At 67.5% G+C, this 14458-nt stretch carries 10 protein-coding genes and 1 pseudogene; 5 read left to right on the plus strand and 6 right to left on the minus strand.

The features are described 5' to 3' along the window. A partial coding sequence (locus ACAM49_RS16975) for a LysR family transcriptional regulator (protein WP_369636481.1) occupies positions 1 to 802 on the minus strand: 802 nt, incomplete at its 3' end. A gap of 204 nt (positions 803 to 1006) precedes the next feature. Between ACAM49_RS16975 and ACAM49_RS16980 the strand changes: the two are divergent. After that, positions 1007 to 2158, plus strand: a pseudogene (locus ACAM49_RS16980) (MFS transporter); the annotation flags it as partial. A gap of 39 nt (positions 2159 to 2197) precedes the next feature. Here the strand turns inward: ACAM49_RS16980 and ACAM49_RS16985 are convergent. The 4 genes from ACAM49_RS16985 to ACAM49_RS17000 all read right to left on the minus strand — a co-directional run bounded on the left by ACAM49_RS16985 (position 2198) and on the right by ACAM49_RS17000 (position 7805). Continuing rightward, complete coding sequence (locus ACAM49_RS16985) at positions 2198 to 4531, minus strand: MMPL family transporter (RefSeq protein ID WP_369636482.1); 2334 nt, start codon at positions 4529 to 4531, stop codon at positions 2198 to 2200. A 101-nt stretch (positions 4532 to 4632) separates the two neighbouring features. Next, positions 4633 to 5811 (minus strand): fumarylacetoacetase, encoded by a 1179-nt coding sequence (fahA, locus tag ACAM49_RS16990; protein ID WP_369636483.1) that lies wholly within the window; start codon positions 5809 to 5811, stop codon positions 4633 to 4635. Between the two features lie 46 nt (positions 5812 to 5857). Continuing rightward, the gene (locus tag ACAM49_RS16995; protein WP_369636484.1) at positions 5858 to 7063 is read right to left on the minus strand and encodes a homogentisate 1,2-dioxygenase; all 1206 of its coding nucleotides are present in this window, start codon (positions 7061 to 7063) and stop codon (positions 5858 to 5860) included. Positions 7064 to 7178: 115 nt separating this feature from the next. Continuing rightward, the gene (locus ACAM49_RS17000) at positions 7179 to 7805 is read right to left on the minus strand and encodes a TetR/AcrR family transcriptional regulator (protein ID WP_369636485.1); all 627 of its coding nucleotides are present in this window, start codon (positions 7803 to 7805) and stop codon (positions 7179 to 7181) included. A 132-nt stretch (positions 7806 to 7937) separates the two neighbouring features. On the opposite strand from ACAM49_RS17000, the gene ACAM49_RS17005 reads away from it, so the two are divergent. From ACAM49_RS17005 to ACAM49_RS17020, 4 genes are all read left to right on the plus strand, one after another. After that, positions 7938 to 9857 (plus strand): acyl-CoA dehydrogenase, encoded by a 1920-nt coding sequence (locus ACAM49_RS17005; protein WP_369636486.1) that lies wholly within the window; start codon positions 7938 to 7940, stop codon positions 9855 to 9857. Positions 9858 to 9924: 67 nt separating this feature from the next. Continuing rightward, positions 9925 to 10878, plus strand: a complete 954-nt coding sequence (locus ACAM49_RS17010) for an oxygenase MpaB family protein (protein ID WP_369636487.1) — start codon at positions 9925 to 9927, stop codon at positions 10876 to 10878. A 159-nt stretch (positions 10879 to 11037) separates the two neighbouring features. Beyond that, the gene (locus tag ACAM49_RS17015) at positions 11038 to 12864 is read left to right on the plus strand and encodes an acyl-CoA dehydrogenase (RefSeq protein WP_369636488.1); all 1827 of its coding nucleotides are present in this window, start codon (positions 11038 to 11040) and stop codon (positions 12862 to 12864) included. Between the two features lie 108 nt (positions 12865 to 12972). Next, positions 12973 to 13611 carry a hypothetical protein gene (locus ACAM49_RS17020; RefSeq protein WP_369636512.1) on the plus strand — a complete coding sequence of 213 codons (639 nt, stop codon included), beginning with the start codon at positions 12973 to 12975 and terminating at the stop codon, positions 13609 to 13611. Positions 13612 to 13626: 15 nt separating this feature from the next. On the opposite strand, the gene ACAM49_RS17025 is transcribed toward ACAM49_RS17020, so the two are convergent. After that, entirely contained in the window at positions 13627 to 14442 is an 816-nt protein-coding gene (locus ACAM49_RS17025) for an exodeoxyribonuclease III (RefSeq protein WP_369636489.1), read from the minus strand. Between the last annotated feature and the right edge of the window lie 16 nt (positions 14443 to 14458).

The following is a 14458-nucleotide window of genomic DNA, read 5'->3' on the forward strand; positions in this document are numbered from 1 at the left end:
CGAAGGTGGTGAGGCCGAGTTGATGGGCCAGGGGGCGGGCGCAGGCGGGGATGTTGCCGAGTAGGTCGCTGTTGCGGAGGAAGAAGAGGGAGCCGGTGATGCCTGCTACCGAGGCGGTTACCTCGCGACGGAGACCCTTTGTTGCGAGGGCGTCGTCGATGGGGCCGGTCAGGCGGCCGCGGCGGGAGGCGGCGAGGTGGCGGGCTCGGACGTAGTCGGCCAGGCGAATCTTGTTGTCGCGCAGGAGCGGATGTCCGGTGCGGGCCGCGCCGATCATGTGGTCCTCGTAGACCGGGGTGATGTGGATTTCGGGGGCGCGGTCGCCGATGATGCCGACCTCGAGGTCGGCGTGGCCGTCGCGGAGCATGGGGGTGTCGGTGTGGCCCTCGTTGAGGAAGCGCAGGGTGATGCCGGGGGCCTCGGCGGCGGCGCGTTCGACCAGGGCGGGGCCGAAGACGGCGGCCATGGCGTAGTGGGCCAGGACGGTCAGGTCGCGGGTGACCGTGCGGATATCGGTGGCGTGGGTGGCGGAGAAGAGGCGTTGCAGGCGGTCCACCAGGTCGCGGACCTCGGGCTCGATGGCCAGGGCGTGCGGGGTGGGGACCATGACGCGGCCCGCGCGGACCAGGATCGGATCGCCGATGGCGCGGCGGATGCGGCCGAGGGCCCGGCTGACCGCGGGTTCGGAGAGCCGCAGGCGGTCGGCCGCACCGGTCACGCTGTGCTCGGTGAGCAGGGCATCCAGCGTGACCAGCAGGTTCAGGTCCAGGCCCCGGAGGTCGGTGGATTGCGTGCGGTGCATGTATTCGATGATAAAGATGCATTTGAGTAATGCTCGGAGCGGCTTTACCGTGGAATTCGTTCCGTCCGGAAGGTGACGGAATTCCAATTCCTCATTGCCGTTTGGAGTACACCCATGTCCACAGTCGTGTCCGGAGTGCCGGTCGCCGAAAGCCGTTCCGCCGGGCCGCCGCGCGCGGTGCTGCTCGCCATGTGCGCGTGCATCATGGTGGCGCAATCCATGGTGGCGGCCATCAATCTGGCCATTCCGCTGCTGGCCGCGTCCGCGCTGCATCCGAGTGCGTCGGAATTGTTGTGGGCGGTCGACGCCTACGTCATCGTGTTCGCCGCCCTGCTCATCCCGGCCGGTGCCATCGGGGACCGGTACGGGCGCAAGGGTGCACTGCTGGTGGGCCTCGGGCTGTTCACGACGGGCGCGCTGACCAGCGCATTGGCCGTGCATTCCGCCGAACTGATCGTGGGCCGGGCGGTCTCGGGCGCGGGCGCCGCGCTCATCATGCCCGCCACCATGTCGATCCTGGTGCAGCTGTCCCCGGACGCCCGCACCCGCGCGAGCGCGCTGGCCGCGTGGACGCTGTCGCTGGGTCTCGGTGGGGCCCTGGGCAATATCGGCGGCGGACTCTTGCAGCAGTACCTGCCGTGGCAGGCGCTGTTCTGGGTGATGGTCCCGGCGGGGCTGGCCCTGCTGGTGCTGGTCGCGGCGGTGACGCCGAAAACCCCACGGCGCGAGGCGAATCAGGATCCGCTCGGGGCGATACTGCTCACGGCCGGATCGACCGCGGTCCTGTACGGGATCATCGAGGGCCCCTCGCACGGCTGGGGTTCGGCGGAGGTGCTGGCCGGTTTCGCGCTCGGCGCGGTGCTGCTCGCGGGGCTGATCTGGCATTCCCTGCGGTCGCCGCATCCGCTCATCGATCCGCGGGTGTTCCGGTCGCGGCGGCTGAGCGTGGCCGTGCTGGGCACGGGCACAACGTTTTTCGGCCTGTTCGCGCTGTTCTTCGTGAACTCGCAGTACATGCAGTACGTGAAGGGCTTCTCCGCCGCCGCGGCGGGTCTGGCCATCGTGCCGCTCACCCTCGGCATGATCATCGTGCCCCGCTTCGCGGTGCGGCTGGAAGCCCGGCTGGGGCCGCTGATTCCGGCCGCCGGTGGTCTGGCCCTCATCGGCGCGGGCCTGCTGGCGGTCGCCACCGCGGACGCGAGCACCCCGTATCCGCTCTACGCGGTCTACCTGGTGCTGCTGTCCTGCGGCATGGGGTTCGCCGCGCCCGTGCTGACCCACGGCGTCATGGCCAACCTGCCCGCCGACCGGTCGGGCATGGGCGCCGGATTGAACTCCGCCGCACGGGAATTCGGCGCGGCCACGGGTGTCGCGGTGATCGGCACCATCATGGCCTCACGCGCGGGGGACGGCGCCCATCATCCGGCCGCCTTCGCCGACAGCATGGGCGTCGGCCTCGGCATCATCGGCATCCTGGTACTGCTCGCCGCCGGGGTGGTCGCCGTCGGCTACCGGCGCTGACTCCTCCAACCCGATCCGCTTGTGCAGCGCCGCAAGCGGTTTCGGGGCCCACCAGTTGGCGATGGACATCAGGCGCATGAGCGCCGGGGCCAGCAGGCCGCGAATGACGGTGGCGTCGGCGATCACCGCCAGCGCCAGGCCGATGCCGAACAGCTTCATCGGCGCGACCTCGGAGGTGGCGACGGCCAGCAGGACCACCGCCATCAAACCCGCGGCGGCGGTGAAGATCCGGCCGGTGCGGGCCACGCCGAGGGCGACCGAGCGGGTATTCGCGGCGGGACCGCGGTCGGACGCCAGCCACTCCTCGCGGATCCGCGACAACAGAAAGACCTCGTAGTCCATGGACATGCCGAAGGCCAAGCAGAACATGAGGATCGGCATGAACAGATCCAGGCTGCCGGTGGACGTGAAGCCGAGGAACCCGGACAGATGGCCCTGCTCGAAGATCCAGATCATCGCGCCGAAGGTCGCGGTCAGCGACAGCATGTTCAACAGCAGCGCCTTGACCGGAAGCACCACGCTACCGGTGAAGAGGAACAGCAGGATCAGCGTGATGATCGCGATCAGCGCGCCCGCCAATGGAATCCGGCTGATCACCGAGTCCATGGTGTCCTCGTTCAACGCGGCCGCACCGCCGAACAGCACCTCGCCCGGCGCGGGCACGGCACGCAACTCCGCCAATTGCGCTTTGCCCTCGGCGGAGTAGGGCGCGGTCTTCGTGCCGACCGAGAGGTAGGCCCCGTTCGCGCCGATCATCTGCGGAACACCGGCCGCCATCTTCGCGCCGTTCACGTAGACGCCGTCACCGGACAGCACCGCCGGAATGCCCGGCACCTGCGAGAGCCGGGACGCGTACGCGCCGATCTCCCTGCTGTCCCCGTGGAATCCGGGCAGCACGACCACCGCGCTGGAGGCCATATCGGCGTTGAAGTCCTGCCGCAGCGCATCACCCACCTGGCGGCTGGACGCGAACGTCCCGATCACCCGATCGTCCGGCGTCCCGAAATGCGCCTTCAGGAACGGGGATCCGAGCGCCAGCAGCGCGGCCGTGGTGACCACCGCGACCGGCAGCGCCCGCCGCATCACCCAGGTGACCAGGCGGTACCAGAAGGTCTCCTCGGCCCGCGTCGGCACGGCCGCCCCGCGACCGAGCAGGCGGCGCAACGGTTTCCGCAGATCCCAGGCGTTCACACGATCGCCGAGCAGGAACAGCGCGGCGGGCAGCAGCAATACCGATGCGCCCACGGCCGCCGCCACCACCGCCACACCGGCGTAGGCGAAGGACTTGAAGAACGGCTGCGGGAACACCGCCAGCGCGGCCAGCGCCAGCGCGACCGTCAATCCGGAGAAGACCACCGTGCGACCCGCCGTCTGCACCGAACGCAGGATGGCCGAACGGGTATCGCGCCCGCCCGCCAGCTCCTCGCGGTAGCGGCTGACAATGAACAGGCTGTAGTCGATGGCCAGCGCCAGACCCAGCGCACTGGTCATGTTCAGCGCGAAGATCGACACCTCCATGACCGTGGTCAGCCCGCGCAGAATGCCCATGGTGGCCGCGATCGCGAAGAGCCCCACGCCGATCGGCAGCGCGGCCGCGATCACACTGCCGAACACCAGCACCAGCAGCAGCCCGGACACCGGCACCGCGATGGCCTCGGCCAGCAGCAGATCCTGCTCGACCTGATGATTGATGTCCGCGAAGGTCCCGGCCATGCCGCCGACCCGCACCTGCACGCCGTCGCGATCGCCATCGATCCGGTTCGAGATCTCGGCCGCCCGATTCTGCACATCGGTATCGGTGCCGGTGACCGTGGCCATGATCAGCCCGCGCTGACCGTCCTTGCTCTTCAATGCGGTGGCCAGATCGGGCCGGGCGGTGACGCTGGTCCAATAGGACTGCACACCGGTCACATTCGGATCGTGTCCGAGGTCCTCGGTGATGCGCTGCGCCTCCGCGCGTACCTCCGGACTGTTGACGCCGCCGTCCCCGCTGACCATGACGATCAGGTTCGGATTGCCGCCGGGGAAGTTCTTCGTGATGAAGTCGTTGGCGCGCACCGATTCCAGCGAGTCGGTCAGGTACCCGCCGCCGACCATGTGCGACTTCACGGTGGCGCCGAAGCCACCGCAGACGAGCATCAGCAACAGCGCGGCCACCAGGACCGCGCGCGGGCGTGCCATGGCGAACCGGGCAGAACTGGTCAACATTGACGCACCTCCGGCAGTCTTCGGACTGCCGGAACGGTAACGTTCCTGGTCTACCGCTCGGTAGGGACAGTGATCATGCTCATGGCGATACGGTCCAGCTATCAAACAGCTTTCACGATTCGCCCGCGCACCTCACCCAGTTGCAGGCGGCCACCCCCGACGGCGGGTGCGGTGGCGGTGATCGTCACCTCATCGCTGTCGTTCAGGAAGGTCCGCTGCACCCCGTTCACCTCGATGGGTTCGGCACCGCCCCAGCTCATTTCCATCAGCGAGCCGCGCTCGGCGCGGTCGGCCCCGGAAATGGTGCCGGAGGCGAACAGATCGCCGGTGCGGGTCGAGGCGCCGTTCACCGTCATGTGCGCGAGCATCTGCGCGGGCGACCAGTACATGCGCCGGTACGGGGGAGTGGAGACGACGTGGCCGTTCCATTCCACCGACAGATCGATGTCCAAACCCCAGGCCGCCTCGTCCCGCAGATACGGCAGCGGCTCGGGATGCTGCGGCGGCAGCGGAATTCGCGCCTCGGTGAGCGCGTCGAGCGGAGTCACCCACGCCGACAGCGTGGTTGCGAAGGACTTGCCGAGGAACGGTCCCAGCGGTTGCCCCTCCCAGGCCTGGATATCGCGCGCCGACCAGTCGTTCACCAGCGCGACCCCGAACACATGCTCGGCGAACTCGCCGGTCTCGATCGGCCGGCCGAGTTCGGAACCCGCGCCCACCAGGAAACCCAGCTCCGCCTCGATGTCCACGCGTCGACTCGGCCCGAAATCCGGGGTGCCGGAATCGGTCTTGCGCTGCCCGTGCGGCCGCACGATATCGGTGCCCGACACCACCACCGTGCCCGCGCGCCCGTGATATCCCACCGGCAGGTGCCGCCAATTCGGCAGCAGCGGTTCGGCATTGGGCCGCAGCATGCGGCCCATGGCGGTGGCGTGGTCGAGGCTGGCGTAGAAGTCGACGTAATCGCCGATCGCCACCGGCAGATCCAGCCGCACCGCCCGCACCGCGTGCACCGCCGCGGCGGGCAGCTCGGATTCGGCCGCCACCCGCACCCGCTCGCGCACCTCCCGCCAGCATTGCGGACCCTGCGTCATGAAGGCGTTCAGGGTGGGCTGATGGAACATCGGATCATCCAGCGCCACCGCCAGATCGATGACCGAATCACCCAGTCGCGCACCCACCCGCGGCTCCTCGCCCAGCGGGCGGAACACGCAGTACGGCAGGTGCGTCGGGCCGAATCCGGAACCCTCGGGAACCTCGACGCGCACCCGGCTGCTCATATCCCCATTCACCTTCCCCGTCACCAGCCCATACCCTCGAACGCACTCAAATCCACTGATTCGGCCCACGACCCGACCACGTCCACGCGTAGCCCGGATCCTCACACGCCAGCCCGCCCTCACCCAGCTGCAGCGGATGGAACGTATCGACCATGACCGCCAGCTCGTCGAAGAACTCGATGCCGATGCTGCGCTCGTAGGCGCCCGGCTGCGGCCCGTGCGCGTACCCGCCCGGATGCACCGACACCGACCCCTGCCCGATCCCGGATCCCTTGCGCGCCTCGTAGTTTCCGCCGCAGTAGAAGAGGATCTCGTCGGAGTCCACATTCGAGTGGTAGTACGGCACCGGAATCGAGAGCGGGTGGTAGTCCACCTTGCGCGGCACGAAATTGCAGATCACGAAGTTCTGACCCTCGAACGCCTGATGCACCGGCGGCGGCTGATGTACCCGCCCGGTAATGGGTTCGAAGTCGGCGATATCGAAGGTGAACGGGTACAGGCAGCCGTCCCAGCCCACCACATCGAAGGGGTGGGTCGCGTAAACCATGCTGGTGCCGACGATCTCACCGGCCGGGCGGTGCTTGACCAGCACCTCCACATTCTCGCCCTCGGCCCGCGTGAGCTCGGTCGGCCCGTGCAGATCCCGCTCGCAATAGGGCGAATTCTCCAGGAACTGGCCGTATTTCGAGAGATAGCGCTTGGGTGGGGTGATGTGACCGGTGCCCTCGATCACGTACGCGCGCAAGGGCTCGGGGCCGTCCGGAATCCAGCGGTGGGTGGTGGCGCGGGGTAGCAGCACCTGTAGCCCCTGCCGCACCGGCAGCGTCCCGAAGACGGTTTCCACCCGCCCCGAACCGGATTCGATGTAGACCAGCTCGTCGCCGATCGCATTGCGATACAGCGGCGACTCCCGCAGGGCTGCGACATACGAGATGCGCACGTCGGCATTGCCGAGCAGCAGCCGCCGCCCGTTCACCACATCGCTGTCGCCCGGTTTGTCGCCCAGGAACAGTTCGTGCAGCTTCAAATGCCGGTGCCGCAGTGGATGATTCGGGTACAGCCGCTGCTCGGGCAGCACCCACACCGACGAATCCACAATGGCCGGAGGTAATCCCCGGTGGTAGAGCAGCGAGGAATCGCCGGAGAAGCCCTCTTCTCCCATCAGCTCTTCGTAATAGAGCCGACCCTGCTCATCCCGATGTTGAGTGTGCCGCTTGGGCGGCACCGAACCGACCTGCCGATAGAACGTCATTGCCGTCTCCCGCATTGACCGATGGTCCGTTTTCCATCGTAACCATCGAATTGCGGGTGCGGCCCGGGTTCGGCCAGGTGTGCTCGGGTGTGGCTCGGGCGTGCTCGGGTGTGAGTCAGGCGTGTCGCAGGGCGCGGTAGACGGCCGCGCCGATGAACTCGCCCAAGGTGTCCGGCGTCCATTCGCCCGGGTCGGTCAGCAGGGTGCGGACCGCGCCCTCACCGGCGGAGACCCACAGTTCGACCAGTGCCGAAAGTTTGCGCTCGGCGTCCTCGGTGCCCCAGGCCTTCAGGGTGGGCCGCAGGCGGCGGGCGCAGCGCTCCACGGCGAGCAGCCGGCCCTTGCCGAACGAATCCGCCACGGCCGGATCGGGATTGCCGTAGAGCAGGCGCCAGCTGTCGGGCCGCTGGGACACGGTGTGCAGCAGCGCGCGGAAGCCCTCCACGAACACCGCCTCGTCGGCCTCCACCCGGCGGCGCGGCAGCACGTCGAGGATGCCCGCGATCAGGTACTCCTCCTCGCGCTGGATCAGGGCCTGGAGCAGCTCGACCCGATCGGCGAAGCAGGCGTAGACGACGGGCCGGGTCACCTTCATGCGGTCGGCCACGGCGGCGATGGTCACCGCGGCGATGCCGTCGGCGACGGCGATCTCCAGGGCGGTGTCGAGGACCTGCGGGCGACGGCGTTCGGGACCCAGATGCCGCGCGCGCTGGCGTGGTCGTATCGCCGAATCGGTGCCCATGCGCACCGACGATAGCAGTGTTCGCGGGGTGGGGAACGGCAGGTCGGGCGGCCGAGCAAGATCGTTTCCTACATCGGTGGATAATAATGCTACATTCACGCAGGAAACCAGCCGCGGAGGAGACGAATCCCGATGAGTCCGACCCTGTTCAACCCGAAGACCTGCGAATTCACCGAATTCGACGCGGAGACCCGGCGACTGCTGCGTGCCACCGTCGACTACTTCGAGGCCTTCGGCAAGGTGCGCCTGCTGGCCGAGAGCCGCGACCGCGTCTGGTACGCCGATTTCCTGGACTTCATCAAGCGCGAACGGGTCTTCGCGACCTTCCTGACCCCGGCCGAACAGGCCGCGGGCGATCCGAACAAGCGCTGGGACACCGCGCGGATCGCCATGATGAGCAAGATCCTCGGCTTCTACGGCATGCAGTACTGGTACGTCTGGCAGGTCACCATCCTGGGCCTGGGGCCGATCTGGCAGAGCTCGAACGCCGAGGCCAAGGCGCGGGCGGCGGGACTGTTGGAATCCGGGGAGATCTTCGCCTTCGGCTTGTCCGAGAAGGACCATGGCGCGGACATCTATTCGACCGACATGGTGTTGGAGCCCAAGCCACGCGGCGGCTACACCGCCACCGGCGGCAAGCACTACATCGGCAATGGCAATCTCGCGGGCATGGTGTCGGTCTTCGGCCGCCGCGCCGACAAGCCGATCATCGACTCCTCGGACTTCCTGCGGAAGATGACCGACGAGGAGTACTCCGGCTACCTGTTCTTCGCCGCCGACTCGCGGCACAAGAACTACAAGCTGCGCAAGAACGTCGTCGACTCCCAGATGTACGTCGCCGCCTTCGATCTGGAGAACTACCCGGTCGCCGAATCCGACATCCTGCACACCGGCCGGGCCGCCTTCGACGCCGCTATGAACACGGTCAATGTCGGCAAGTTCAATCTCGGCTTCGGTGCGGTCGGCTCCTGTGAGCACGCCATGTTCGAGGCCGTCACGCACGCGCACAACCGAATCCTGTTCGGGCACCGCGTGACCGAGTTCCCGCAGGTGAAATCGCTGCTCGCGGACAGCTACGCGCGCCTGATCGGCATGAAGCTCTACAGCGAGCGGGCCATCGACTACATGCGCTCGGCCGATGAGAACGACCGGCGCTACCTGCTTTTCAACGCCATCGAGAAGATGTCGGTCACCCGCCACGGCCAGAAGCTCTACGAGGACCTCGCCGACGTGATCGCCGCGCGCGGCTTCGAGAACGACATGTACTTCCCCATGGCCATGGTCGGCATGTTCGGCCTGCCGCGGCTGGAGGGCACGGTGCACGTGAACATGGCGCTGTCGCTGAAGTTCATGCCCAACTTCATGTTCCATCCCGCCGACGCCGGTCTGGCCGCGCTGCGCTACCTGCCCGGTGCGGGCGTCGCACCCAAGGGCGCGGTGCGCGCGGTGTCGGGCGCGCTGAGCTGGACCAGCCGCCGCGCGACCGGTCCCGCCGCCAAGGCCGTGCCCGCGCTGAAGACCGAATTCGCCCGCGCCGCACACGCTCCCGTGCCCACCCGCCGCGATGCCGCCGACGACGAATTCCTCTTCCGCCAGGGCCCGAGCAGCGGCCTGGGCAAGATCCGCTTCGCCGACTGGCGTCCGGTCTTCGAGAAGTTCGCGCACATCCCGAATGTCGCCGTCTTCCTGGAACAGGCCCTGGCCCTGCAGACTCTGCTGGCCGCCGCCACCCCGACCGCCGAACAGCAGCAGGACGTCGACTTCCTCTTCGCCCTCGGCGAGCTCTTCACCACCCTCCCGTACGCCCAGCTCATCCTCGAGCAGGCCGACATCGCGGGCGCGGACGAGGCGGTGCTGGACCAGCTGTTCGACCTATTCGTCCGCGAGTTCTCCAAGCACGCCCTGACCCTGCACACCAAGCCCACGGCCACCAAGGCCCAGCAGGTCCGCGCCCTCGACCTGGTCCGCCGTCCGGTTTCCGATCCGGCTCGCTTCGAGAAGGTGTTGGCGCAGGTCACGGCCCTTGCGGGTCAGTATGAAATGAATCCCTGATTTTGCTACATTCGTGAATGAAAAGGCTTCCACGCCTAACCATCGACGCTGCAAAGGAGCAGACACGATGACGGAGACGACCGCGCGTCCGCAGTTCGACGCGCCCGCCCGCACCATCCGCGAAGTCGACTACGGCTTCTTCGGACCCGGCTCGCCGACCTGGAAGGTCTGGACCGCGCCCACCGCGCTCATCGGCTTCCAGCGCGCGGTCACCCTCGAGCACTTCGATCCGGACCTGACCGCGGCCGTCGCCGATGTCGGCGGCATCTACTCCGATCCACGCGGCCGGCTCGACCACACCTTCGCCTACTTCCTCATCGCGGCGGTGGCCGACAGCCGCATGGCCATCGAGGCCTCCGAGCACCTCATGCAGGTGCACGCCAAGGCCACCGGCATCGAGCCGATCACCGGAAAGCGCTACAGCGCGAACAATCCCGACTCGCAGCTGTGGATCCACGTCACCGGCTGGCACTCGGTGCTCAAGTGCTACGAGATGTACGGCCCCGGACCGCTGAGCCCGGAGGAGGAGGCGCAGTACTGGCGGGAGTGCGTCATCGCCGCCGAACTGCAGACCTGCCGGCCCGAGGACGTGCCCACCTCCCGCGCGGAGGTTCGCGAGTACTTCGAGCGGGTGCGCCCGCGCCTGTGCAGCTCGGAGCGCGCCTGCCGCGGCATGCACTACCTGCTCTTCACGCCGAGTGAGAAGGGCGTGAAGCTTTGGGCTGGAAGCCGTTTGGTGGCCCCGGCCGCCATCGCCACCCTGCCCAAGTGGATGCGCGAGACCGGCGGATTCGACCAGCCCGGCCTGCTCGACGCGGCCTACCCGCCCGCCGTGCGCGCCGCCATGGCCGCGCTGAAGAGCGACCGGCTCGAACTGAAGGTCGCCAAGAACTTCATCGGCAAGATGACCGGTCGCCTGCTCGAGGAACATATGCGAGCCGGGGCTCCGGTGAATCCGGTCACCGTCACTCCGCAGCAGGCCAAGGAGCTGTACGGCCGTCGTTCCCGCTCCAGCGCATAACGGCGCGGTTAACTTTTCGGTCCTCGGCCCGGTCGTCCGGGCCTTTCCGGGTGAAGAGACGTACCTACGCTTGCGTAACGGTACGGACGTACGGCAACCTGCGCTTGATCTCCAACATCGCTTGATCTGTCGATTACCTATGCCCGAGGAGGCCCTTCCGTGTCCCACTACAAGGCGAACCTACGAGACATCGAGTTCAACTTGTTCGAGGTACTGGGAATCGGCGAGCTGCTGGACAAGGGCGCCTACGGTGACCTGGACGGCGACACCGCACGCGAGATGCTCGCCGAGGCCAAGCGCCTCGCGGAGGGCCCCATCGCGGAGTCGTTCGTCGACGCCGACCGTAACCCGGTCGAGTTCATTCCGGATCAGCACACCATCACCGTCCCCGAATCGCTGAAGAAGACCGTGGCCGCGGTCAACGAGGCGGGCTACTCGGGTCTGGGCATGTCCGAGGAGATGGGCGGCGTGCCCGCGCCGAACGCGCTGATCTGGGGCATCCAGGAAATGCTGGTGGCGGCCAACAACTCGGCCTCCTTCTTCAATATGGGTCCGCTCATGCACAAGGTGCTCTTCGACGAGGGCACCGACGAGCAGAAGCGCTGGGCCACCCACGCGTGGGAGAACCGTTGGGGCGGAACCATGGTGCTCACCGAGCCCGACGCGGGTTCGGATGTCGGCATGGGCCGCACCAAGGCCATCGAGCAGGCCGACGGCACCTGGCACATCGAGGGCGTCAAGCGCTTCATCTCCGGCGGCGACGTGGGCGACACCGCCGACAACATCTTCCATCTGGTGCTGGCCCGCCCCGAGGGCGCGGGACCGGGCACCAAGGGCCTGTCGCTGTTCGTGGTGCCGCGCTTCCTGTTCGATTCCGAGACAATGGAACTCGGTGCCAAGAACGGCGCGCTGGTCACCGGCGTCGAGCACAAGATGGGCATCAAGTCCTCGCCGACCTGTGAGATCACCTTCGGCGGCGACATTCCCGCCGTCGGCTACCTGGTCGGCGGCGTGCACAACGGCATCGCGCAGATGTTCAAGGTCATCGAGAACGCGCGAATGATGGTGGGCACCAAGGCCACCGGCGCGTTGTCCACCGGCTACCTGAATGCCCTCGAGTACGCGAAGCAGCGCGTGCAGGGTGCGGATCTGACCCAGATGACCGACAAGGCCGCGCCGCGCGTCACCATCACCCACCACCCGGACGTGCGTCGCTCGCTGGCCACCCAGAAGGCGTACGCCGAGGGCCTGCGCGCGCTGTACATGTACTGCGCCTCGTACCAGAACGCCGATGTGGCACAGGCCAATTACGGTGTGGACGCCGAGCTGGCCGAGCGGGTCAACGACCTGCTGCTGCCGATCGTCAAGGGCTGCGGCTCCGACCGCGCCTACGAGAGCCTGACCGAATCGCTGCAGACCCTGGGCGGTTCCGGCTACCTGCAGGATTACCCGATCGAGCAGTACATCCGCGACTGCAAGATCGACTCGCTGTACGAGGGCACCACCGCAATCCAGGCGCAGGACTTCTTCTTCCGCAAGATCATTCGCGACAAGGGCGTGGCGCTCGGCCACGTCGCGGGCCTGATCCAGAAGTTCATCGACGGCGGCCCGGACCAGTTCAAGGTGGAGCGCGGGCTGCTCGGCGCGGCGCTGGCCGACGTGCAGGCCATGGCCGCCACCCTGACCGGCTTCCTGATGGCCTCGCAGCAGCAGGTCGACGAGATCTACAAGGTCGGTCTGGGCTCGGTCCGGTTCCTGTACGCCGTGGGCGATCTCGTCATCGCGTGGCGGCTGCTGGAGCAGGCCGCCATCGCGCAGGCCGCGCTCGACGGCGGGGCCGACGCCAAGGACAAGAACTTCTACACCGGCAAGGTCGGTGTCGCGTCCTGGTTCGCCAAGAACAAGCTCCCGCTGATCAGCGGCGTGCGCGCGGTCGTCGAGAACATCGACAACGACATCATGAAGCTGGACGAAGCAGCTTTCTAACTCTCGAGGGCGTGTCCTGTCGGCGAGTTTCACGGCTCGCCGGGAGGACACGCTCTTTTCATTTCTGACCTGCGGTGAACTGTCGTGCCCACGGGGTACAACTACCGCATGGTCTTCCCGGTTTCCTTCGGCTGGATTCAGATCCTGCTGCTGGTCCTCGCCATCGGCGCGGTCGCGCTGCTGGTCACCGCCGTCTTCAAGGCGCGCAAGGTCGGCTGGCGGGTGCTGGCCGGGCGCGGCGCGGGCGCGATCGGGCTGGTGCTGGTCGCGGTCGTGATCCTCTGGATCACCACGCTGCTGCAGACCTTCCTCGGGCTCACCGGGGAGGTGAAGGCCGCGCACATCGAGGCCAAACCCATTGCGGGGCAAGAGCACATGATGACCGTGGACCTGACGCTCTACGGCGACAAGGACCACGGGGACAAGCACGAGACCTATCAGGTCGAGGGCGATATGTGGGTGCTGCAGGCCAATATCGTCGAGCTCGAGGCCTGGGTGAACGCGCTGGGCTTCAACTCCGGCTACAAGGTGACCCGGCTCTACGGGCAGCGGCTGGACGGCATCGCCACCAAGCAGAACCAGATCTTCCTCAACGGCAGCGACCAGGACTTCTTCCAGGACATGAAGAATCAGACCTGGTACACCAAGCCCTTCGTGCGCTCGGCCTACGGCAATGCCGTCATCGCGACACCGGGCACCTATGACGTCTTCATCTCCCGCGACGCCATTAAAACCCGACCGGTCTAGTTGTGGCGGCCCCGCTCAGTCGGCGAGGTCGGCCACCACCGGCGCGTGATCGCTGGCGCCCTTGCCCTTTCGCTCCTCGCGGTCCACGTTCGCCTCGGTGACGCGGGCCGCCAGGGCGGGCGAGCCCAGGATGAAGTCGATGCGCATGCCCTCCTTGCGGGGGAAGCGCAGCTGCGTGTAGTCCCAGTAGGTGTAGACGCCCGGTCCGGGATGGAACGGCCGCATCACATCGGAGAAGCCCGCCTCGCCGAAGGCGTCGAACGCGTCGCGCTCCGGTTCGGAGACGTGGGTCTTGCCCTCGAAGAACTCCGGCGACCAGACATCCAGATCGGTCGGCGCGATATTCCAGTCGCCGACCAGCGCGATCTGCGCGTCCGGATCCTCCGACAGCCACTTGGCGCCCGCATCGCGCAGCGCGGCAAGCCATTCCAGCTTGTAGGCGTAGTGCGGATCGCCCAGCGCGCGCCCGTTGGGCACGTACAGGCTCCAGACCCGGACCCCGCCGCAGGTCGCGCCGATCGCGCGGGCCTCCACCACCGGCGCGCTCAGCAGCGACTCACCGGCGTCCTTGTCGAAGCCCGGCTGATTCGGGAACCCGTTCTCGACATCCTCGAGACCCACCCGGGAGGCGATGGCCACGCCGTTCCACTGGCTCAGGCCGATGTGCGTGACCTCGTACCCGGCGGCCTCGAACGCCTCGAACGGGAACTGCTCGTCCTTGCACTTGGTCTCCTGCATGGCGAGCACGTCGATATCGGCGCGGTCCAGCCAGGCCAGCACCCGATCCTGCCGGGTGCGAATCGAATTCACGTTCCAGGTGGCGATGCGCACGGGACTGCAAACCTCT

The organism is Nocardia sp. JMUB6875, from assembly GCF_041154655.1.
Classification (GTDB): domain Bacteria; phylum Actinomycetota; class Actinomycetes; order Mycobacteriales; family Mycobacteriaceae; genus Nocardia.

Bases quoted from the DNA above. Each gene is read 5' to 3' on its own strand.
- fahA (WP_369636483.1), bottom strand. From the start codon at position 5,811: ATGAGCAGCCGGGTGCGCGTCGAGGTTCCCGAGGGTTCCGGATTCGGC.
- ACAM49_RS17000 (WP_369636485.1), bottom strand. From the start codon at position 7,805: ATGGGCACCGATTCGGCGATACGACCACGCCAGCGCGCGCGGCATCTG.
- ACAM49_RS16995 (WP_369636484.1), bottom strand. From the start codon at position 7,063: ATGACGTTCTATCGGCAGGTCGGTTCGGTGCCGCCCAAGCGGCACACT.
- ACAM49_RS17010 (WP_369636487.1), top strand. From the start codon at position 9,925: ATGACGGAGACGACCGCGCGTCCGCAGTTCGACGCGCCCGCCCGCACC.
- ACAM49_RS17020 (WP_369636512.1), top strand. From the start codon at position 12,973: ATGGTCTTCCCGGTTTCCTTCGGCTGGATTCAGATCCTGCTGCTGGTC.
- ACAM49_RS17005 (WP_369636486.1), top strand. From the start codon at position 7,938: ATGAGTCCGACCCTGTTCAACCCGAAGACCTGCGAATTCACCGAATTC.
- ACAM49_RS16985 (WP_369636482.1), bottom strand. From the start codon at position 4,531: ATGTTGACCAGTTCTGCCCGGTTCGCCATGGCACGCCCGCGCGCGGTC.